The 22,116-nt window shown below is 56.4% G+C and carries 16 protein-coding genes and 1 pseudogene; 5 read left to right on the top strand and 12 right to left on the bottom strand.

What is annotated here, in order from left to right; all coding sequences use genetic code 11:
* Positions 1 to 515 precede the first annotated feature (515 nt).
* Complete coding sequence (locus ACF8ME_RS28920; RefSeq protein WP_392419288.1) at positions 516 to 4,583, top strand: hypothetical protein; 4,068 nt, start codon at positions 516 to 518, stop codon at positions 4,581 to 4,583.
* 184 nt (positions 4,584 to 4,767) lie between these two features.
* Here the strand turns inward: ACF8ME_RS28920 and ACF8ME_RS28925 are convergent, their stop codons facing one another.
* Positions 4,768 to 5,088 (bottom strand): hypothetical protein, encoded by a 321-nt coding sequence (locus ACF8ME_RS28925; protein ID WP_392419289.1) that lies wholly within the window; start codon positions 5,086 to 5,088, stop codon positions 4,768 to 4,770.
* 330 nt (positions 5,089 to 5,418) lie between these two features.
* On the opposite strand from ACF8ME_RS28925, the gene ACF8ME_RS28930 reads away from it, so the two are divergent.
* The gene (locus ACF8ME_RS28930; RefSeq protein ID WP_392419290.1) at positions 5,419 to 7,152 is read left to right on the top strand and encodes a hypothetical protein; all 1,734 of its coding nucleotides are present in this window, start codon (positions 5,419 to 5,421) and stop codon (positions 7,150 to 7,152) included.
* A 330-nt stretch (positions 7,153 to 7,482) separates the two neighbouring features.
* On the opposite strand, the gene ACF8ME_RS28935 is transcribed toward ACF8ME_RS28930, so the two are convergent.
* The 4 genes from ACF8ME_RS28935 to ACF8ME_RS28950 all read right to left on the bottom strand — a co-directional run bounded on the left by ACF8ME_RS28935 (position 7,483) and on the right by ACF8ME_RS28950 (position 10,361).
* Positions 7,483 to 8,208 (bottom strand): hypothetical protein, encoded by a 726-nt coding sequence (locus ACF8ME_RS28935; RefSeq protein ID WP_392419291.1) that lies wholly within the window; start codon positions 8,206 to 8,208, stop codon positions 7,483 to 7,485.
* Entirely contained in the window at positions 8,208 to 8,393 is a 186-nt protein-coding gene (locus ACF8ME_RS28940) for a hypothetical protein (protein ID WP_392419292.1), read from the bottom strand. The genes ACF8ME_RS28935 and ACF8ME_RS28940 overlap by 1 nt, the downstream gene beginning before the upstream one ends.
* A gap of 221 nt (positions 8,394 to 8,614) precedes the next feature.
* Positions 8,615 to 9,421, bottom strand: a complete 807-nt coding sequence (locus ACF8ME_RS28945) for a hypothetical protein (RefSeq protein WP_392419293.1) — start codon at positions 9,419 to 9,421, stop codon at positions 8,615 to 8,617.
* Positions 9,422 to 9,596: 175 nt separating this feature from the next.
* Entirely contained in the window at positions 9,597 to 10,361 is a 765-nt protein-coding gene (locus tag ACF8ME_RS28950) for a DUF3577 domain-containing protein (protein ID WP_392419294.1), read from the bottom strand.
* 683 nt (positions 10,362 to 11,044) lie between these two features.
* Here ACF8ME_RS28950 and ACF8ME_RS28955 point away from each other — a divergent pair.
* Positions 11,045 to 11,341 (top strand): hypothetical protein, encoded by a 297-nt coding sequence (locus ACF8ME_RS28955; protein WP_392419295.1) that lies wholly within the window; start codon positions 11,045 to 11,047, stop codon positions 11,339 to 11,341.
* Between the two features lie 53 nt (positions 11,342 to 11,394).
* Here ACF8ME_RS28955 and ACF8ME_RS28960 read toward each other — a convergent pair whose 3' ends face one another.
* Together ACF8ME_RS28960 and ACF8ME_RS28965 are read right to left on the bottom strand one after the other, a co-directional pair.
* Complete coding sequence (locus ACF8ME_RS28960; protein WP_392419296.1) at positions 11,395 to 13,170, bottom strand: ATP-dependent helicase; 1,776 nt, start codon at positions 13,168 to 13,170, stop codon at positions 11,395 to 11,397.
* Complete coding sequence (locus ACF8ME_RS28965; RefSeq protein WP_392419297.1) at positions 13,163 to 14,956, bottom strand: ATP-dependent endonuclease; 1,794 nt, start codon at positions 14,954 to 14,956, stop codon at positions 13,163 to 13,165. The genes ACF8ME_RS28960 and ACF8ME_RS28965 overlap by 8 nt, the downstream gene beginning before the upstream one ends.
* Positions 14,957 to 15,168: 212 nt before the next feature.
* On the opposite strand from ACF8ME_RS28965, the pseudogene ACF8ME_RS28970 reads away from it, so the two are divergent.
* Positions 15,169 to 15,972 (top strand): annotated as a pseudogene (locus ACF8ME_RS28970) (IS5 family transposase).
* 609 nt (positions 15,973 to 16,581) lie between these two features.
* Here ACF8ME_RS28970 and ACF8ME_RS28975 read toward each other — a convergent pair.
* The gene (locus ACF8ME_RS28975; protein WP_392419298.1) at positions 16,582 to 17,040 is read right to left on the bottom strand and encodes a hypothetical protein; all 459 of its coding nucleotides are present in this window, start codon (positions 17,038 to 17,040) and stop codon (positions 16,582 to 16,584) included.
* Between the two features lie 294 nt (positions 17,041 to 17,334).
* Between ACF8ME_RS28975 and ACF8ME_RS28980 the strand changes: the two genes are divergently transcribed.
* Positions 17,335 to 17,619 carry an H-NS family nucleoid-associated regulatory protein gene (locus ACF8ME_RS28980; RefSeq protein WP_392419299.1) on the top strand — a complete coding sequence of 95 codons (285 nt, stop codon included), beginning with the start codon at positions 17,335 to 17,337 and terminating at the stop codon, positions 17,617 to 17,619.
* Positions 17,620 to 17,691: 72 nt separating this feature from the next.
* Here ACF8ME_RS28980 and ACF8ME_RS28985 read toward each other — a convergent pair whose 3' ends face one another.
* From ACF8ME_RS28985 to ACF8ME_RS29000, 4 genes are all read right to left on the bottom strand, one after another.
* Entirely contained in the window at positions 17,692 to 17,949 is a 258-nt protein-coding gene (locus ACF8ME_RS28985) for a hypothetical protein (protein ID WP_392419300.1), read from the bottom strand.
* Positions 17,950 to 18,187: 238 nt separating this feature from the next.
* Complete coding sequence (locus ACF8ME_RS28990) at positions 18,188 to 18,787, bottom strand: hypothetical protein (protein ID WP_392419301.1); 600 nt, start codon at positions 18,785 to 18,787, stop codon at positions 18,188 to 18,190.
* Between the two features lie 533 nt (positions 18,788 to 19,320).
* Positions 19,321 to 21,345 carry a DEAD/DEAH box helicase gene (locus tag ACF8ME_RS28995; RefSeq protein ID WP_392419302.1) on the bottom strand — a complete coding sequence of 675 codons (2,025 nt, stop codon included), beginning with the start codon at positions 21,343 to 21,345 and terminating at the stop codon, positions 19,321 to 19,323.
* 406 nt (positions 21,346 to 21,751) lie between these two features.
* Positions 21,752 to 22,081 (bottom strand): hypothetical protein, encoded by a 330-nt coding sequence (locus ACF8ME_RS29000; protein ID WP_392419303.1) that lies wholly within the window; start codon positions 22,079 to 22,081, stop codon positions 21,752 to 21,754.
* Positions 22,082 to 22,116: the final 35 nt, after the last annotated feature.

The raw sequence follows: 22,116 nt of genomic DNA on the forward strand, positions 1-22,116 counted from the left end.
GTGTCCGCGCACAACTCCAGCTAGCGATCGGCTCCCATCGGTCCTTGGCCAAGCTCTACGGTATCAACCCCAAGACCGTGGCCAAGTGGCGGGCGCGGACCTCGGTGCTCGATGAGCCCATGGGTCCTCGGGGCAGAGCAAGCCAATATCTTTCTCAAGAGCAAGAACACTTGGCAATTTTGTTGCGCAAGCAAGGGCATCTGTCGCTGGACGATCTCATGGGGCAGCTCCTGGAGTTGGCACCCAAGCTCAGTTTGGACGCGATCATCCAGGGCGGCGGCCAGCATGAGCGCGGCGGCAAACTGTTCGATAAAGCTCACTCTTTATCGGACACAGCGGTCCCATTTAGTAAAGGACCAGGATCACCTGGGAGTGCCCGAAGATCTAAGACGCGAAGGGGCTCTGGGAATAATGCAGTCCTCGCTTAAAGTTCGACGACAAGCTTTGCGCCTCTCGGTCCACTTTTTGACACTGCACTTGCGTTCGCGCGATCTGCCATGAAAGATTGAGCCTGAATGGAAGAGAATACAACACTGAACGCCGATGCTCAGTTACCCCCGCTTGCTGGTGAAGCTGCTCGGCAGGCTATGGACTCCATGGCGGGCTATGACTACCAGATCCTCAGAACGGTTGAGGCATGGCTCCAGCTCGGCGGCGACGGGAAGATCTACATCGAGTGCGCGGAGGACTACGACGTGATGCGCCCCGACGGGGCCGTTACCACCCAGGTGAAGAACTCGCCTACCAACATTACTCTCAACTCGGCGGATGTGCGCGAGGCGATTCGGAATTTCTGGGAGCTTACCGAGCGCAACGCCGGGCGCGAGCGGATCGATATGCGCTTTTTGACCCGTGGAGCAGTCGGGAAGGAGCAGATGTCCGCGCTTGGAGAGTCAGGTATTTTGGTTTGGCGCAAGGCGGCGGCTGGAGACGACGTTGCGGCGATGCTTGTGCGGAATCATATTCTTGGCCAAGGTGGATCCGACACCTTCTTGAACTTTCTTCAGACTGCGGATGCAAAGCGGCTTCGCGAGGAACTTCTCAGCCGAATCGAGTGGGTGACAGGCGAGCCGTCTGCCGAGGCCGTACGCCTTGCCGTCAACAGGTTGGCGATTAACATGGGCCGGAGCGCGATGATTCCTCCAGGGATCTGCGTGAGCGCCGTGCCAGGCTTGCTCGATCACTGCCGGCAAGCGGCGATCAAGAAGGAGCCGGAACTCCGCAGTCTCACATTCGCCGATGCCCAGATTGTCTTCGAGCAATACACCAGCGTGCCGGTGTCGATTACCCAGACCCTTGCCAACTCCATGGGGATGGTTATGGCCGTCTCCACCGGAGGATCACAGACGCCCATCGCGTTCACCGCTGTTTTCGATTTAGAACTGCCGGAACTGCCTGTTGAATGCATGCCCCGTGCCCAATTCATCTCGAACTTGAGGTCGGAACTGCTCGCCAAAGGCGCCCTGCTCGTGGTCGGCACCGAAGGCGAGGGCAAGAGCACCGCAGCGAACCTGGTTGCACGGATGTTCTCCAGCCCGTTTTGGCTGGACCTCCGCGGTGGGGACGAGGTTATTGCCGCTGCGGCTATCGAAAATGCGATTGTGCACGCGCGAAGTGGAAAGTCGGTGCATTGCTTGGTTCTTGACGACGTACCGGCTGACCAAGGAGTTCCCGATGTTCTATGGGGGCGCCTGAAGATTCTCATCGATAGCTGCCGGCGCGCAGCCATTCCTTTGGTCATGACGTCGAAGGGCGTACCTGCTGATGCTGTCGATCCGCGCTTCCAGACCGCTGGCGCTCCGACGGTCCGCGTGCCGCGGATCTCGGAGCCTGAGCTTATCTCTTACTTGGAGCAGATCGGGTGTAGCGACCAGCGGTCTGAGGGGTGGGCTCGAATAACTCTGGCGCATACGGGCGGGCATCCGAAGCTCGTTCACTTGGCGGCACTGGAGTTGCGCGACCACGCGTGGACCGCCGCCAGCACGCCAGAGTTCTTCGCCGTGCCCTCGACGGTACAGGGAGCTCGCGTGGCGGCGCGCCAGCGCGCTTCGAAGAATGTGCCGCTCCCAGATCGTGAATTGCTGTTCGCCCTGGCCCTGACAACATCGCCGTTCAAGCGGGATGTTGCGTTGCAGCTCGCGACCAGATTACATATCGATGAGCCCGGCGCTGTCTTCGACCGTCTCGACGGTCGTTGGGTTGAGCGCATTGGCAAGACGCTCTACCGGGCGACGCCCCTTCTTGACGGCCAAACGCGGGAGGTCTGGGCGGTCGAGAAGGTGCGACAGACCCATGGCTTGTTCTACGACGCTTATATGGCGACGAAGACTATTTCGGTTCAGGACGCCATGACGCTCACCATGCACGCGTGGCAGTCGCATGACGGCAAGCGCCTCTCGGGATTCCTCGCGAGTCTCTCAATGAGCATTGAGAGCACCGAGGGCTTACCGGAAGCCCTCGAGCTGCTGGTTCACTTTGGTGCTGAGGACGGCGTGCGTGCAATCGATTTCGATCCACTGGCTTCATTGTTGGTGCGATCTCTTCAATTCCGTATTGCGCGCGCTCGCCGGCCGGAAATGCTACCCGATATGGCACGCCGCTGGCTCTGGGAGATCAACCAGGAAAGTAATCCGTTGGCTCAGAACCTCTTTCTTGGCATGCGCGGCATGTGCATTGCCTTGGCCATTGAGGGCGCGTTTTCCGCGAGCGTGGTGGTTGAGGGTTTGCAGCACGTCGCGCTTCTCGAACAATTACTCGAAGCCGGCGGCATGGGCGATCTTCGCAACGACGCGCTGGATGGCCAGGATCTGCTCGGCAGTTTGTTCCTGGTCGCGCAGTCAAACTTCCGCTCGCGCGAACAGGTCTCGGACATGTTGTCCACCTTGGAGAACGCTCCGCCTGGAATCAGGGCGCGGCTCTTAAAGGCATTTGAGATGTCGCTCCTTCGCGACGGAATGGGCATGTTCGACCGGGCGCTCGTGACCGAGTACCAGTCCCAGACGCCCGATTGGGCCGAATTCTCGAACGTGCTCATACGCGGGGTCGCTCTCGCGCAGCAATGGAAGGCTGATGCATGCGAGGAGTGCGCAGCCAGGGTGCTATCGATCGTCTATTCCGAGCATCTTGACGACGAAGAGTCCGCCCGGCGTGTACTCAAAGATACCGGTGGCGTGGAGCGGCTCATGCTCAAAGAGCAGGAGGCGAATCTGGCATATGGGCGCAAGGACTACGTAGAAGCGATCAGGATTTGGGATGGGTGCCTGTGGGGCTCGTCCCTTGGCGAGAAAGGCATTCGTAACCCGTTCGCGTTGAGAAAGGCTGGAATAGCCTGCGCGAAGCTCGGACGATACGCAGACGCGGCGCGCTGGTTCGAGCGTGCGGCCTTGCTCGTGGATGCCGGAGAAGCTGATGTGATGCCCTCAGCCTTGTTCCGAATAGATGCGAGCCAGTGCTGGTTCAGGGCCGGCGTACATGCCGACGCACTTAGAGAACTGGGCCTTGCATGGTGCAGCGTGAATCATCTCATTGACGCCCAGAAGGAGCCACAGCTCTATGCTGCCCAGAGATTTCTAGGCAACTTGGCGAGCTGGATGGCTAACACATTTGATCCGCGTGACCAAGCGCAAGCGGTCATGTGGATTGGTGGGGCCAGTCGTCCCGATTTGGACATCAACGCGGTGCAGGCCGAGCCTCCCACACAGCTCGACGTGCTCGCCTTCGCCTTGGTTCGAGTCTGCTCGCTGGCCGGCGTTGGCATGCCCGGATTGGCCGAAGCGATCGAGCTGGCCGAGATGTCCAAGGAGCCCATGCTCTCCGCTATGTGCCGAATGGCGCAGATTGGGATGCTGGTTCGCGAAGGCAAATTCGCTGAGGTGGGATCCCAAGTTCGCAGGCTGTTGGACGACGTTGCCCATCATCAAGTGCTAAGGGCAGACGGTGACGCAAGGTTGAGCGACCAGATGAAGCAGGTGGCGAGCTACGCCTTTGCCTGCTCGTTGTCGCTGGCGACGTTGGACGGCGGGGAGCCGTCAGCGCTCATGAACGCCTGGGAGGCGTCTTTATCCAGACCCAGCGGCAACCAACTTGCCCTGTCTCTGGCCAAAGAAGCGGCAGACAAATTTGACGTCTCCCCCGTGTCCGCGATGGATTTGGTTCGCACTGCGCCAGGTTGGCTCGACAGGATTGGTGCGGCGTCCGTCGCGATAGCCAGCGATGGTTTGTCGCCGCTTGAGGCCGCACAAGCTCAGTGGGTGTTGGCTTACCACCTGACCGACCTGGGGGGGCGTGCAATGCTGCATGTTGATCTTGGCAGGCTCGCCGATGAGTTTTCCCGGGACTGGCAGCGAAGACTCGCTTCGCCGGCGTTGTTGACTTCGCCACGCGTGTCTGTCCCATTGCTGAAGGCAGCGATCATGGAAAGCGGCGCTCCAGCCAAGCGTATCTTGGCGCTGGCTATGGCCTCTGCGCAAGCGTGTGGAAGCTCCGTGCCGGCACCCATGCTCACAGCGCTTCGCGCAGCAGCAGCAGCAGCTGACGAAGCCCAAATGCAGCTTCGCAGCGTAGGAGAAGTCTTGCCGACCTAGGTGTGATCTCTTAACAGAATGTTCATCCGTCTCAGATTTGGAAAGGTGTGGTTACAGACCAAGCAAGATAAGATGTTCGGCCCCCAAAACAGGTTGACGATGGCACCTTCAACCGCCCCTTTGATCGAGCCCATTGAAGACGACGACCTGTCAGGCTTGAGGCTGCGCTGCATAGCTAACAAGTTCAAGGCAGCGAACCAGGTTTGAGTTTGTTCACTGATTTTCTGAAGAGTTCGGGATAGCGTTCCTTGATGGTAGCGCTCGTCCTATTCGGCAGCTTGGCGGCCAACAGCGAGTTAATTTCTTCGTTCAGGAGACGTGCCTCCGTGAAATCATTCGCGACCGGCGTAGGTGCGAGTAGAGTCAGCATAGCGACAACAGAGGGTTTGCTGCCCCAACTGAGCATGGCAGCCAAAGTTGGCATATATTTTTGGAGTACCGCATCCAAAAGCAGACCCTCCGTGTCCAGGTACTTTCCGACGGTTTCGCCCCAAAGCTTTCCCATGAGTATTTCAAGGTTGTCTTGGTCGCTAGGAGTCCAAGTTTTCTGAGCATTGACTCTATACAAGGCGCCATACCTCGCAGCCCACTCGTTAGCGATCTCGATAGCAACTATTGGATCGCTTGTGCGCCTCATCGCATCCATAGCTCTACTGCCACACGATCGCCAAAGGTCGTTTTTGCTGCATACAGTATTCTCTGCCAAAGATAGAGGAGAAACACTTAGAACGACGCTTGCCGTCAGAATGAAACGACGCTGCATTTGGGGCCTTCCAAAATCTGTAAAAACGTATACTATGCGAATAATTTCTTGAAAGCAACGGAGCGTTTCCACATGACAGCTCGTCGAGACTTAATTGCAATTTCCTGTATAGCATTATTTTTTGCTTCAAGCCCAGCATATGCCATCTTAGGCATCAGTATTAAGATTGGCCCAGTTGTTGTAAACCCGTTACCAATGCCCTGGGAGCCGCCGATCGAGCCGGAAAACCAGCCCCTTAATATCACATCCCATTTAATCAAAGCTGGCGAAAAGGAAATTGGCCAGATTAGTGGGAACATCATTCGGGAAGCTGGAATTGGATACTCCAACATCGAGCGAGAAACAAGGGTGGGCGTGTCCAGTGTTGGCACGAACTTGCGCAAGGCAGCTGGCGATTTCGAGCGTAACCTCCGTGAAGCTGGTGGTGATGTTGGACGTGAACTGAAAGCAACTCAGCGCGAAGTCGAATCGGCCACGATCGCAGCATACAGGTTCACTGTGCGTCAGGCAGAGTCGACCTTCGCGTTGGTGCGTCAAGCAGAACAGCGTTTCCGAGAAGGCAAAGTGATTGATGCGATATGGCATCTGAGTACTCAGCAAATGCAAAGCACGAGTGACAACGCCGCAAGGGCCGCAGCCGAAAGCGCAATCGTTGCAACTGCGATGTCCGCAGCTGCTTCAGCATATGGCGGACCCGGAGGGGCATCTGCCTATTCTGCATGGTTGGCCTACTACCAGACAGGTGGTGATGTGAACGCAGCGCTACGCATAGGTTTGATCGCTGCGGTTAAAGCGTATGCGCCCGAAATCCCAGGCGCAGACTTGGCCAGCACGGGAATAAAGGAATCTCTGAAGAAGGCAGCCGTTTCGGGCGCAATGAATGGCCTTGCTGTGGCTGCTGCTGGCGGAAGTGCTCAGGATGTTCAAAAAGCTATGATGGCGACTGCTGGCACGATTCTTGTGCAAGATGGGTATCGCTCATTGTCCCAAAACGCTGCTGTCGCGGAGTTTTCGAAGGTAGCTAGGCAGGTGTACTGTATAAAGGGCCTTTCAGAGGGTTCGCAGGATGAATCATGCCCTTCAGTCAACGACTACCTAAGAGACACACAAGGTCGGTTCGCTATGTTGGACACCTCAAGCATTGTTCGGTACGTGGACATGGCAAAGGAAATCCCCGGCGCGGACTGGATTCTGCTAACTAAAGAGGAGGCTCTCGCAAAGTCCGCGGCCATTGCAGGAGTTGATTACGAAACCCTCAACGCCAAAATGAATGAAGCTCGACTGACGGCCAACAGAGTTGAAGAAGCCGCTAACCGAGTCAAAGGTGCCAACATCCTAGGCATGCTAGATGATCGTTGGGCACTCTCCTACCAAGCTGGGAAAACAGTGGATGGGATTAGGGCGGCGGTGGCGCCTTCGGTATTGCTCACTTACACGGGCATATCACCTGCGATCGTAGATAAAGCTGCCGCTGACCCAGCAAAGCTTTCAAGCATTCTGGACGCACCATTACCCAATCAGCCTCAGGAAATAGTCTCGTGTGTGCGTCCTGCCGAACCCAAAGCCAACATAAATATTCTCTGGGGAGCCGTCATCGAAATCCCAAGTAGACCCGAGCTAGCTGTTCGCCTCTGGGTCTCGAAGAAAAAACAACCAGGTGACTTGGAATGTGTTGTCGCCCAAGAGCGCGACGGCAAGATCCGAGCTGCTTGGTATGCAAAAATCGAAGGCGACTTCTGTCAACCCAAGATGCTCGAAATGACAAAGCAGTTGATAGCCGAAAATTTCAATTGTTCGGGTCGGTAAAATAGAAAATAGTAATATATGAGATTTGAAGTCTGGAGAAATTGCCATTTATCCACACCTCAATCAACTCCCGGCAAAATGTTAGTCAAAAAGTAAAAAGCCCCCGTACTGCATTGCAGTGCGGGGGCTTTTGGCTGAATCAGCTTATCGCTCACCAGCAGGCTCTCTATAACCAGCTCCGCTATGCGGTGCAGGTCGACGAGCATATGCCGACGGGCCATGGCCACGAGCAGCAGGTGCGGCTGCTTGGCGCGGCTGAGCGTAGCCTTGTGAGGCGGCGCCCGCCCGCTGGGCATCGGTGAGCAATCGGTGTCAACGAGGACCCAGAATTCACCTTGACGCCTTTCGAGGTTTCGCAGCAGTCCTTTCTGCTTTGGCGTTCGCCATCGCTTTTGCCGCTACGCTCCACTCCTGCGGGTCGAGTAGCTTATCACCTGGCACTAAAAACCACCCTCTAATGCAACTCAAATCGTGGACGGCAATTTGAATATGAGTGTCACTGCGCACTGAACTACCATCAGCAATTTGCACACCTTGTTCATAGGCCCCCCGAGAAGCTTGATATGGAGCAGAGGCTACAATGGCAGCGCTGTCACGCTCTTCAAGGGCCTTTTGGTGAGTCAATTCACGGTATTTGTGAACCATCTCACAGGCAGCCCTGTCAAATGCACGATGTATAAAGTCTTCGTCATCCGGAAATGCTTGCTTATTACGAGGCATCTCTCCACCCGCACTTCCAGCAACCAGAGCGCTTGCTGCCCGAGTGAAATCGAAAATACCGGTTTGCGTTGTTAAATCAAACCATCGGTCAATATCTAGAATCGCACCTACAACTGCGGGCGTTCCAATAGGCTGGCGAGTCAGTAACTGGAGATTCCGTTCATGAGAGTTCTGCGCAAGCTTCTTAGCTCGAAGAAAATCACCTTCAAAAAAGTAAAGCCCCTTCCCCAACCAATCGTACGGATTATTCGAAATTTTCGGTTCGATAACGCGGCGAACCAAGCCGTCACGGATAGTAATATCACAGCCGTGATAAGCTAAAACAATCTGGCCCATCAACCGTAGATTTTTTTAAGTTTTCCCGATGGGGTCAAAATTCCCGCTTCTTTCATGAGTGCGGCAGCCTGCTCATGAGTCAAGACTGGAAAGATGACATCGCCGCCAGCTTGGCCAACCTGTTTTATCGATGTACCGATGACAGGTTTTAGGGCCGCGTTGACGGAAGCAACATGCTTGCGCACGCCGGTCTTCGTAGATACGCGTGAGGGTCGAGTCATGAGACTAGTTTGCCACAAGCCAACCAGACCTGCACCTCAAAGTACGCCGAAGAGCTATGACCACGCGCTGCCGTTGCGGATACTTGACGCCGCTGAGCGTAGCCTGGGCAGGCTGCAGCCGACCGTTGGGCATCCGCAGGACAATTCTGCTGGTTGCTTTAACGCACCTCTTCCAGCGAGGACGGTCACGGCTCCGACGATGGGAAGCTTGGCGAGCAATCCATGATTGGAAAGAACGCCGGGATGGACACGGGACGCATCAACTCCGGTTGCTGGTCCTTCTCGTTGAAGATCCACGTATCGTTGGGGATCTTCTCTGCGAGAAGGACTCGGCGTTGTTCTGGGCCGATGAACAAGGCGGCAAACCTTTTGGAGTCGATGCCCCGGCAATTGAAGTTGCCCACGAAGTCGGATTTGTGCGCCACGCGATAGAGCTTCGCCTTAATCCCAACATCGCTGAGCTGTCCACAGATGAGAAGGCAAGCCAATCCGCTCGACACAAATGCCGCACACGCCCACACTCCAAGCACCACCTTTACAACATCTTCTTTGTCGTCTAGGACGGAGCCGAAAAACATGAACCCGATCACCAGTGCGGAGGTTACTACCACGACAACCATCGGCCAGAACATGTAGGTGGCGAACCGCATCACAGTGACTGCGATGGTCGTCAGCGGTAATGCACCCGCATCGATGTGGAACACCCCGTTGATGTCGTTGACGGCGTCCACTCTGGATATGTAGGCCACTAATGCTAAAGCCGACACGAACACCCACCGAAAGCTCACGAAGCCCAACAGTGGTTTTATCTTCGTTTCGAGAAGCCCCGCGATGGAGAATAGTCCAAAAGTGACTGACAGGCAGATCATCGAGATAAACAGCCCTTGGTACTTGTTATTCTCGCGGTTCACAGCTGCTATGACCAAGATCACGACTGAAACGACAGCCGCGGTGGGCAGCACAAAGTTGATCTTATTGGATTCTTCGGACATGTTCATTCTTTGGAGGCTTACGATAATTTTCTCAACGGTTCTTACACCCTTGTAGCCATCGAATTATTGCCGCGCATGTCAGGTCGTGGACCAATAACCTTGCGGATCGCTCACAATAGACAAAGAAAAAGCCCCCGCACTGCAATGCAGTACGGGGGCTTTTGACTGAATCAGCTTATCGCTTACCAGCAGGCTCTCTATAACCAGCTCCGCTGTGCGGTGCTGGTCGACGAGCATATGCCGAAGGGCCATGGCCACGAGCGGCCGGTGCGGCTGCTTGACGCGGCTGAGCGTAGCCTTGCGAGGCGGCGCCCGCCCGTTGGGCATCCGCAGGACGTTGCTGCTGAGCGCCCTGACGGACCTCTTGCTGCGACACATGCTGCGGAGCTTGACGCGGCTGCTCCTGCTGTTGCTGCTCTTCAGGCCAGGACTCGTCCTGGTAGAAGCCTTCGCCCTGTGGTGCATGCTCACGAGGAGAATTCTCACCTGCAGGTGCAGCAGCATCAGAATCAACGTTGCGCTTGTACACCGACTCCCCATCGACCGAAATCGAATAGACGAGAATCAGGCGTCCTTTGATGAGCGCGGCCATTTCCTTGTGCCCTGTGGGGCGTCCGGATTGCTGGTCGCGCACATCGCGCTCGTAGACATGAGGATAGGTGTCGGCGATGCGGAAGGTCACAGTGACCTTGCGACGTTCGTCAACACTTTGCTTCATGCTCTCGATCAAGCCGATCGCTTCTTCCCCGCTTACACGGAGGTCGAAGTATGTCGTGTCGGAAGAATCAGAGCTCCCACGCAACGCACTGATGGCGCATGCGAGGAAAGGCTCAGACTTGCGGCCACGGCCTTGCGGTGTAACCCAGCGGACACGGCTCAGATAGCCGACACCGCTGGTGTGCAGGTTGAAATACTCGCGTTGTGCGTTCGTTGCTTGCATGGTGATCTCCAAAGTTTCCAGAATGTGGAAAGGGAGCGCAGATGCACGCACCGGACCGCGAGGTCGGGATGGGGCAGCTGGCCCCCATCCGGGTTGCAAAAAATGCTCTACATGGTCCTTGGGGGACCCTGCTGTGACTACAAAGAGCTCAGTCACTGTGTGCCTTGCGGCGATTCACGGGAGGAAGACTAACAGACTGATTTCAGCAGGTCAAACGCGGTTGACTGTTTTCAGCCGCCGAGCTTCGTCCTGTTCCAGCTATTCGGTGACCCGCAAGATCAAGGATGCATGTTTCTGCTTAGACCCGCGCGAATTGCCGAAGCACGCGGAACAAGCAGCCCACCCAACCCGCGCGCAAGCCGACTGAGCCCCATGGGGCTGGCACGCCCCGCTCCTGCGCCAACACGCCCGCTGAACCCGGTGAAGTCGCCGCGCCAGCGTCCCGCCAGGCGCCGGCCGGGGTCACGCTGCGAGCGGTGCTTGAGGACATGATTGTCACGCTGTCTGGCCCGCGCGCGGCCTGGGCCGCTTGGCCCTGCGACGAGTGCCTGTTTATGCCGCTGAAATCCTTTGCCGCACGCCCGCTGCCATAGCTCCAGGCTGTGCGCGCGTTCGCCGACGCAGGCATGCACGCGGCCGGCGCGCTGCTGCAGCGGCGCCCTGGCGTCGCCGTGGAGACGGGCTTGCTGATCGCGCCAGCGCATGTGCCTGGGCTGGCCGCCTATGGCCTTTCTGCCCTGCTGCAATGGCTGCCCATACAGAGTTTCGCAATGGCTGTGCTGCTCATGGTCGGCTGCGTACTGTGCATCGTTCGATCCAAAACATTCACGCGCCACGATCCAGAGCGATTCGCGCGGCATGCCTCCTTGCTGGTCTTGCTGCTGTGTGCGAGCCTGCTTGCCCTCGTCCTGCCTGTGCCCTTGCCCAGCGGGATCGCAGCCCTGCCGCTCGCCGCGGCCGTGTTCACGAGCCGCAGGTAGGCCACTACCATCGCTCGGAGTAGAAATGGGGCGGAGGCGCACAGCCCGACGGGTCACTGCAGATGCCGCTCGATTTCCGTCACGAACCTGGAGGCCTCCCCGGCGGAGTGCATCAGATGCACCTCCCGCTTGGCGCGCGTCAGGCCAACATAGAACAAGCGGCGCGCCTCCTTGAGCCCGCGCTCACTCACATTACCACGCGGAAGCACCCCCTCGTTGAGGCCAAACAGAAACACCACCGAAAACTCCCTGCCCTTGGCACTATGCAGGGTGGACAGGGTCATGCGGTTCAAAAACCCCCCATCGCCCGCCATGTCCCGCAATGTCATCTGCTGACAGTCGCCATCCGGCGCGGTGCGCGCCTGGAAGGTAGCCAGGGTCTCGAAATCCTCACGCAGACCGGTGCATGCTTCTTTGCAAGCGCCCATCACCTGGTCCTCCATCCGCCGCAACCAGTCATGCAGCGGCATGCCGCCCTCGCGCAACGCCGAAAGACAGGTGATGAGGTCGCGATTGAAGCGCGTCGCCGCGTCGTCGCCAGGCAGCGCTTGGGCGAACAAGCCTCGGCCTTCCGCAGCCAGGCGCGAGAACCGGATGCGGCTGGAGCGCCAGCCGCCACTGCCCCATTGCGCGCACAGTTCCAGCCATTGCATCAGCCGGCTTGCGCGGGGGTACAAGGCCTTGGCATCGGTACGCACCAGCGGGATGCCTGCCTGCTGCGCCGCCCGCGCAACCGCATCGCCTATCCAGGCCGCTGGATAGATCACAGCGATGTCCCCGTGGCGCAGCTCGGCTTGTCGGGCCATGACCTCGGGCAGTAGCTTGCCAAAAAGATGTTGAGCCTGGGCGTCAAAGTTCCCCTTCAAGGGTTGAATGAACACCAGTCCTTGCGACGAGGATGGGATGGCCCGATAACCACGATCCTCCCCCAGCGCAACAGCCGCTGCGGCCACGATGTTCTTGCCACTACGGTAGTTCAGTGTCAGTCGCACCGTTTCAACATTCTGAACGTTAGACAATTCGATCAGCCGCTCAGGCCTGGCGCCGTTGAAACCGTAAATGGACTGATCCGGATCCCCCACGGCAAACAGTCGCATGCCGGTCTGAAAACAAAGCCCTTTCACCATGCGATGGAGCGCCACACCCAGGTCTTGATACTCGTCGACCACAAGAATCGGAAATTTCGCCAACAAGGACCGACGCAGCCAAACATGCGCTCTCAGGGCGCGGTAAGCCAGCAAAGGCATGTCATCGAAATCGATCAGGCCGCGACGCCGCAATTCGGCTTCATAGGCTTCAGCCAGCGCAGCCAACTCCGGATCCTTGGTCTGCCAATCTACGCCGTCTCGGATCAGGTACGAGCGTCGATAACTTCCCACCTCCGAGGCCAAATCCTGCGTGTCGCCGGCATAGTCCGTATCGCTCACCGCGACAGCCAAAGCCTCGGTTCTTTCGTTGCCCAAGGCGATTCCGAAGCCTGCCGGCAGACCCATCTTTGCCACCTGGGCATACGGCAGGATGATCTGCGTGAGCGAAAACGAATGGACGGTACCGATGAAGACCCGCTTGCCGGGCAGCACGCCCAGGTCCGCCAAACGGCTTTCAAGCTCCCGCGCGCACTCGTTGTTGTAGGTAATGCAGGCGATCCCTCGCGGCTCCGCCACATCCTCGGCCAGCATCCTGGCCATCTTGGTCACCAGGGTCTTGGTCTTGCCGCTCCCCGGACCGGCCAGCACCACGCAATTGCCGGTCGACTCATAGGCTGCCCATTGCCCAGTGTTGTCGCGTAGCGCTTCGGCTGCGCGCAGATAGGCCTTGCGGTCAGACACGCGACACCACGAATTCGATGGCGTCCGAAATATATCTCGGAGGTATCACGCCTTGTGCCCGCGCGACCAGGCGCTGTGCAAAGCGTCCCTTGCTGCATGCATCAATCAGCTTGAGATAATTCTCTGGATCCAATTTTTTTGGATCTTTCTCCCAATCATCAATCCAGCCATTTCTCTCCTCTGACCAGTCCTTCTCGCGCAACGTCTCAATGATCAAACTTGTGAAGTCATCATCGGTAAACAAATCGACTTCCAAAGTGTGATGGTTGGAAAAGATCCCATATTTTTCGCACGCACTGGCTAATTCGTCACCACTCATGACCTTGATGGCGTCTATCAACGCCTTCCTGCCCTTGGTTTCCTGCGCGGTAAGAATCGCCTCCACCAACTGCCACGAGCGATTGAATCCAAGAGGTTCCTTACCCTCACTACCAGGATCCCAATCCGTCACCACCGAAAAAGGGATACCGAGCATCGCCAGGAACTTTGCATAGGGCTTGAAATTCGTCCCGGCCACGGAACAAATCGTGATTCCCAAATGATCGAGATCATGACCCAGCGACGCGGCAAAAACCGGAAACAGGAATTTCTCGGCATCGCCTTCCACCAAGATGATTCCACGCGCAAACAGCATTTCGGCGCGCGTGACATCAAGGTAGCGCTGCAGGTCATCGATCTCACTGGGCGACAGCTTGATCTGGGCGGAGGATGCCGCCACGGTACGGCCCTCACGCGATTGCCGCAGCAGTACCAGGGAGCGCAACGGCGCCACGCTGGCGACATGCGGCGAGTGGGTCGTCAACCAGAGCGACAGCGCCTGATCCCCGCCAGCGAGATCCTGGAAAAGATGGCGGTAGACCGAGCGTTGCAAGTGGGGATGCAAATGCGACTCTGGCTCCTCAATGGCCAGCATGGAGTGGTCGCGTCGCTGTTCCTTCATCAGCTGACGCAGTTCCAGCGTTTTCAACGTCAAATACAGTACGTTGGCCGAGCCCAGGCTGGCCTCCGAGACCGAGCGGCGGCCCTCGTCGATCAGCATCTTCAGCGTCCGATAGAGTCGGGTCACCTGCGTGGCCCCGAAACCCAGACTGGGACTGAGATCCTGTTGCGGTCCGCTCATGTCCCGGTACAGATTGCGAATCGCGGTTTCCAGTTGCTTAACCGCCACGAAGTCCGTCAACCGCGTGGTGGCGGTTTGGATCGCGTCGCTGACCTTCGCCATGTCGGCATCCGACACCTTCGTCAACGCCCTTTCCAGCAAGGGACGCAGCGGGGAACGCCGCCAGATGGCCAGATCGCTCTCCGCGTCGCGCAGTGCGGGCAGCACATCCATGGCAAGGCGTCGCCGCAATTGATGACCAAACTCGTTGGTTCCAGACTCCCCGCCGTAGCAGATGAATTCGTAGTCCGCATCGGTCTCGGGATCTCGCTTGAGATCCGGGAGAGGACGGAATTCATAGCTGAGCCGCACCGTTTTTTCATCATCGTCCAAACGGTACTCGCCCAGTATCGCCAACTGGTTGGGACTCGTCTCGAAATCGGTCAGTTCAACGAACACCTTGATCGATGCGTTGCCCAGCGGGCGGGCCAGAGCATCGCAGAAATCCTCCCGACTCAACTGGCGGGCACTGTCCGGTAGAGAAGGATCGAACAGCAAGCGCAGTGCGTAAAGCAGGTTGCTCTTGCCAACGCCATTTTCCCCTACGATGACGCTGTTTCCATCCAGGGCGATATCCAGGCATTCTAAGTTACGGAAATTCTGAATGAAAAGGCGCGTCAGTTTCATAGACATCCTGTTTGCGGGTATGGGCAGTGCGATCCACCGCTACTGCGGCTTCAGCCGGACATCAACCCAAAGAAACATCATGATACAAGCAATGGAAGAGATTGAGTTCCGCAATGACCACATGAATTCTTCAGCGCTAAGCCTGGCACCCTTAGAGTGGCTAACACCACTTCGTCGCAGGCCCCCGCAGAGCAGTTATGCTCGCTGCCCTCATGGCAAGACGACCCGCTAGCAAAGAACTGTGGCGACAGCTACAACCCCTGATCCCAGCCTTCGTGCCTTCTGCCAAAGGCGGTGCGCGCAAGCTCGCAGTCAGCGATGAGGCCGCCCTCAACGGCATCTTGTTCGTGCTGCAAACAGGCATTCCATGGGAAGACCTTCCCCAATCCCTGGGCTACGGCAGCGGCATGACTTGCTGGCGGCGCCTGCGCGACTGGAACGCCGCCGGTGTCTGGGAGCAGTTGCACCAAGCCATGCTGACTCGCTTGCGTGAACATGACCAAATAGATTGGAGCCGGGCCAGCATTGATGGCTCCTCGGTACCAAGCCCCCGGGGGGCCAGGAAACGGGCCCAAACCCCACGGACAGAGGCAAGCTCGGATCCAAGCGGCACATCGTTGTAGATGCCAGAGGCATCCCGCTGGTGATCTTGGTCAGCGGTGCGAATCGGCACGACTCCAAGATGTTCGAGAGGCGTGCGGACGTGAATCCTGCGGTTGCAGGCTTGAGAGGACGCCCCCGCAAAAGACTATCGAAGTTGCAAACCGACAGGGCTATGACTACAAACGTTGCCGTGCGCATTTGAGACAACGGGCATCGCCAGCCGCACTGCCAGGCGAGGCGAGGCGTGGAGAGTAGCGAGCTACTGGGCAAGCATCGCTGGGTGGTGGAGCGGGCCCATGGACGGTTTGCAGGCTTTGACAAGTTACGAATCCGCTTTGGCTGGATATCCATGAAGCGCTGCTGAAACTGGCAGCGCGATCATCTGTGAACGCTTCGTGGATCGGTGGTATTAGCGACTCTTAAGGTGAGTGAGATTTACCTGAAATGTGCTCCAGGCTCTATCCCATTGCTCGGCAACTGTCTCAGAACTGTACGCAATTCTATCAACCATAGATTTCAGACTTTCTATGTGGCAATCAGGGTAAAAATACAAAATGCATATCCTGTCATCATTGAACCAGGCAATTTTATGGAAGTTTATAAGACTTAAAAATGCATCATGCTCGGCAACAGCATTCAACTTGGCGTAAACACTAGCGTTCACAGCTATCTCTACTCCTGCACGTCGCTTAGTTCTACGCTGTTCATCTTCAAGCCTGAGATTTACTCTATTTTTTCATGATTTAAGCGCCCTTTCCCAGTATAGAGATAGCCTCTACAATAGCAAGGAATTCTTTAGCATCCAATTCAAGCTAGCCATTCTTAAAATTTCGCAGCCTACCAATCAAATTCATGATGGAAGTTGTTTCCGCCTTCCGTGCGCTACCATTCTTTTATATCAGTCCTATGGCCAATTCCACAGCTTTGATCATTTTTTCTCCAAAGTTAAACAGAATCACACAAGCAAAAATCCCATCACCAAGCAAATGCTCGATGATGGGATTCGTTTGAAGCCAAAAGGCCTAGCGTTCAGTTCCAGTAGGATGTTGGATCATTGGTAGACAGATCACGTTATCGCCTTTCGGCTTGGCAGATGCAGGTTTAAATGCTTGCTTCGCATTTTGCTCAGCACGAGATTTTTGGATCTCTTCTCGCACCAGGCGAAAGAAATCGCGCAAAACTCTCACTGACCAGGTCACGCACATGGACAACTTGCGGCGCCGATCTGCGTACTTATGGCCGGCTTCATAAGCTCTTTCCCGGATCTGCTCTGCTCGACGCAGAGTTTCCCAGGCCTTGGTGTAGACACCCAGGTACTGCATCTTCAGATCGGGATGCTCTTCGAGCAACCCAATCAAAATATCAGCGACCAGGGGATCTTGAACCCGTGAAACCACATCTGCCAGATGCTTGGCATCCCACTGGGAGGCGCGGACAAAGGCGGATGCGGCTTGTTGGGGTTTGCGCGTGGAGGAGGACATGTCGTTGCTTTCAATTGAAGGACAACGACCCCCAGCTGGGACTCGTTGATCCCGGTGGGAAGATGAAGAGGTGTGCCCTGCCTGCAGCTGCAGGCGCGCGTCTCACAAGGGCTCAGACGCTTCGTGGTGCTCTAAGAGCGGTCACATAAGCATTCTAGCGGCGCTGAGGCTTCTTCGCTAGCTTGTAGTGGGGGATCAATCTAACACGTATTAACCACAATACACATTAATATCCACAGTACATCTGAAATGTTGTTATCATTAAGGCTTGTTTAATTTTGAAGGTGATCAACCGTGAGCAATTCATACAAAGAACTTCTCGCCCAGCGCGAGGCACTAGAAGCCCAAATTGAAGCCGCTCGCAAACAGGAAGTCAGCGATGTGATTGCGAAAATTCGGAGCCTTGCGTCTGACTACGGCCTCACTGCAGAAGATATTTTCACTGGAAAGCGCACATACAAGGTAACAACTGGCGAGCCAAAATTTCGTGATCCCGCCACTGGTAAGACTTGGACCGGACGAGGCAAGCCGCCAGATTGGATCAAGGACAAGGATCGCACACAGTTTGCTATCGCATAAAGAAAGGCTACTTCGGTAGCTTTTTTTAAAAGTTCTAAAGGTTTAGACAAAGGCTGCAGCAACTTTAATTCATCATCTTTCCTCTGAAATGTTGTTCACTGCCTGACGGATGCGTTGAGCCGCAGCCTTTGCGGAATCGCCAACAGCTGACCAGTCGTGATGCCACCATTCAATCATCGCTGCTGCCGCTTCTACAGGTGTGGCAGCGCAAACCCGGCGCACCTCACTGGCGACGTTTATCCACCACTCGTCACCCTCTGCATCACTTGCAGAGGCGTCGATAGCCGCTCGGTACACCCGCTTGGCCTCGTCCAGGATCAGTTCAGCCACCACTCTGTTTTCCTTCAAAAAATAATCGCTCTACCGCTAGCAGACCAGCATGGTGAACCTCCAGCCGAGACCGCAATGAGGCCCCGGCACAAGCTCTACCAAACCTCTCTCGTGCAGTCGAACACAGCGTTCTCATGCAAACTAAATGAGGCTTGTGCTGAGCCAGACCTTCTCAAACTGCCCTTCTGAATGCAACCCAGAGTGATGCAAAGGATCACGATGATCCCGCGTCCTAGATTCACCCGTGATGTCTCTTGAATATTACCTCAAGTTTTTCAGAGACAATTGAGTACGTCCTATTAGCAGTGCAAACCTCCTTAATAAGGAGTTCTGAAATCTCAGTAAGAGCTTGCATATTTTCATTAAGCAATCTGGCGGACAATTCCCCAGCTTCATTCACCAGTTCACGCCGATGATCTATCTCAGAATCCCTTGAAATCTTGCCTGCAAATCTAATACCACGAAGTATAAAAGACAACTCATTTAACTTCCCTTGATCATCGGCGGCGTGTGTCGCCCAAATCTTTTCTGAATCCCTCTTATCAACCAACATTTGAGCAGATACGCCCGCTATCAATACCGCCATACGCTTCAAAAGATAGTCATTGACATCTTCGATGGAAACAAGTGATGGCTCTGGATCAATGTGAGCACTTCCAACCCCGTTGAAATCGTAGATTTTCTTCTTTTTGTCAACCAAATTCCCATGGACGGTCAAAACAATCTCGCCAACTTTGAAACCCGCAGCTTTAGCAACTATCCAGTGCCCGGCTTCATGGTAGGCCAAATGACGCCTACAAACATCCATACTCCGTTGCCCGCTATCAACTGTGTTCATCAGAATCTATCTTTCAACTGCATTGTTGCACGCGAAAAATGGCTGCACCATTACTCCAGAAATGGAGAGCTTCATATTCTACTTTAAGATCAAACTTTTGAGCCACCCTGGCGCGTGACGCCGGGTGTCCATAGTGCATTCTTGACGGCAATCCCTCGGTTTGTCCGAGCTAACGCTTTGCCGGCCGCCTAGCAGACAGCGCCGAGGGCTCCAGGTTTCGCGTAGCGTATAGGCAGTGCGCGTGCCTGCCTCTTGGCAACGCGAGCACCAGCGCCACATCGGAGAAAATGGCGGAATGGATAAAAACCGGAGCTATACCAATGGCAAACGCTTTTGTCTGCGCACGCATCTCGACCCACTGCCTCTCCCTGCAGTTCTCCGCAGCTGCAGGAGTTGCAGCTGTCATCGCCGCGGCTGCGTTAATTTCCCTCACCCTGGTCTAGCCATCTTTACTGCTGGAAGTCGCCGCCCTCAAGGTGGTGGTGAAGAACGCGTCCACGCTGGCCGATCCCCGCAGCCAGCTGGACCTCGCCTCACGCCGCCAGCGCAGCCTCCTCATCGACCACTTCGGGTGGTACCTCTATCAGCATCGAGCGCTGAGCAGTTGGAAGCGCTGTCTTGGCAGCCTCGATGACCTCCTCTTCGGTCGTGCGCTTGTTCTCCTGCAGAGCGAGAACTCCTTCGTCGATGGTTCCGGGAATCACTGGCACCAGAACCAGGACATCCCTCTTCTGCCCCAGGCGGTACGCCCGATCTTCCGCTTGACGCATCAACGCTGGTGTCCAAGGCATAGAGGCAAAGGCCACGATGTTCGCGGCCGTCAGCGTGATGCCCACGCCGGCCGCCATGGTGGTGCCAATGAACAACTTGATCCCCGCATCGGTCTGGAAGGCATCCACAGCAGCCTGACGACGCTTCGCGCTGTCTGCGCCCACCAGGCTGACGCTGCGCATCCCCATCGCTTCCAGGGCCTGTTTCAGAGCTTCCACGGTGCTCATGTACTCGCAGAAGATGATGAGCTTGTCGTCCTCACCTAGCGCCTCTGCGGTTTCGATCAGGAACGGGATCTTGAGCGTCTCCAGCGCCTTGCGCAGCCGCACGATCTTGGGCATCGCCTGCAGGCTCATGTCCCCATAGATCTCTTTGTAGGTATCCAAGCCCTCGGCCGGCGACAGGTAGCGCATCTGCCGCTCCTTGCTGCCCAAGTCTTTAAGTACTGACTTGCTGCGGCGGATCATCCAGCCCTTGATGGCCTCGGCCAGGGCCGCACGCTTCTCAGGCGCACCGGCGAAGCGCTTTCGGAAGTCCGCCAACGTCAAGTGTCCCAGTTCGTGGCCAGTAATGCGCAGCAGCGTGTGCATCTCGACTTCCCGATTTAGAAGCGGCGTACCCGTAACCACATAGCAGCGCTCGATGCGAGCGCCGAGCAGGAAGACGTTGCGCGTGCGCCCGCTTTGGTACTCCTTGAGGTAGTGGGCCTCGTCAACAGCCATCACAGCGAAATCCAGCCCTGCTTCGCGCACCAGGCCGCCCATGCGCTCATAGTTGCCGATCACCCAGTCGCAGCCCTGCAGCGTGGCCAACCGATCCTCGCCCACCATGCCGATGCGAGCGTCCGGGTAGATCATGCGAATCTCGCGCTCCCAGTTCAATCGCAGCGATGCAGGGCACACGATCAGCACCCGGCCGTTGCCGGCGGCCATGCGCGAGGCAACCACGGTCTGGCGGCTCTTGCCCAGGCCCATGTCGTCGCACATGCACGCGCCCGACTGGCGCAACATGTGGACCACTCCCTCGGCCTGATAGTCGCGCAGCGTGCCGCACGCGACCATGCTGGCCAGGGCCACAGCGTCATAGGGCAGATCCGCCACATGGCCGCGCTCCGTCGAAAGAAAGCCACTCCCCTCCTCCTCCCCTGAACCAGGTCCACCACCAGAGGGTGGTGGCGCAGACGGCACGCTGATGGGAGAGCCTTGATTGCCAGTGCTTGCCAGCTCCTCTATGACAACAGGCTGCTCGTGCACAAACACGAACTCAGGCGCCACCCCAGCAATCGATTTCAGGCGCTCTTGGATCTCCTGCGGTGTGGCCCTGACCTGCCAGGCAGAGGCATGCTTGTGAAAGTAGCCACCCAGAGCGCGCATGGCACGCACACACAGCGGGTCGTATGTGAAGCTGACGGCGTACCGGCCTCGGCTGAGATCACCCTTCGCAAGCGGGAACACCTGCACGTCGAGCAGCTGCGTGAAGTAGTCCTGCTGAGGCGCTGCCGCGGCGGCCCGGAGCGTAACATCAATGCGCTCCAGGTCCACGAACTGACCGGCGAAGGCGTGCTGCAGGATCTGCTCGACGCGCGAGGGATCATTGACATCCAGCATCCACATGCGGCGTGATGCACACCACCAGGCATCGTAGGCTGCCAAGGGCCGTTTCAGGCCTGGCACGTGCGTGAGCTGCAAGCCAAACCTGCGCCCGTCGAAGGCAGCCTGCAACAGCAGGTCCGGGGGCGTGATGGTGACTGGGCCGATATGCACAGGTCTGCTCGGACGATCAATCATTAGGCCACCCACTCCACCTGGTCAATAGGGGTACGCTTTTCAATGGGGTACAGCCCCCGCCCCTGCAATTCATCTATTCGCATAAGCCTAATTTCAGCCTATTCATAACCCCAGTTTTTGGCTATTTTTATTGCCTGAGGATGTACTGAATAAGGAAGAAGCGCTATCGCGGAATCAAACGCTTCGCATGCCATCAATATAAATTGATCGAACGATGCGCCATATTCAATAATATTTCTCTCAAATATGGCATTGCAATAATCATCCCAATTTGATTCAACCAAACGACCATCTTGAACCAACGGTCTTCCATTGAAGTCGCTGCAGCAATTTAAATTCACCACCCACTCCTGTGACAGCTTATATATTGGCTGGCGGTCGCAAACGCGTCACTAGGAATTATTTATTATTGCGCAGGAAAATAGCTTGATTCGTGACGGCGGCGCCACATCAAAACGATGGCCTCAACACGGCTGTCAAAATCGCCAACATGAACCGAATCCGACTCGGAAACTTCATCGTATGTTACGGTGATTCGAGTATTCCAAGCGCCATCGAGCTCAAGTATCGCGCTGCCGACGCATGGATCTTTTCCACCTCTAGTCTGGTGCATCAGCAGAAAAGCAGAAGCGTCTTCTTCACGCTGACCCGCACTCTTGACGACTACGACATAGAAACGGCCATCGTCCAGGACGCATATCTCATCGCAGCTTGCCGGTTGACTCGTACTTTTCAAGGCTTTCTCCTTCAGTTGCTCCACACTCTTTAAAA

The sequence above is a fragment of the Delftia sp. WSY_7 genome (genome assembly GCF_043104845.1).
Taxonomy (GTDB): domain Bacteria; phylum Pseudomonadota; class Gammaproteobacteria; order Burkholderiales; family Burkholderiaceae_C; genus Comamonas; species Comamonas tsuruhatensis.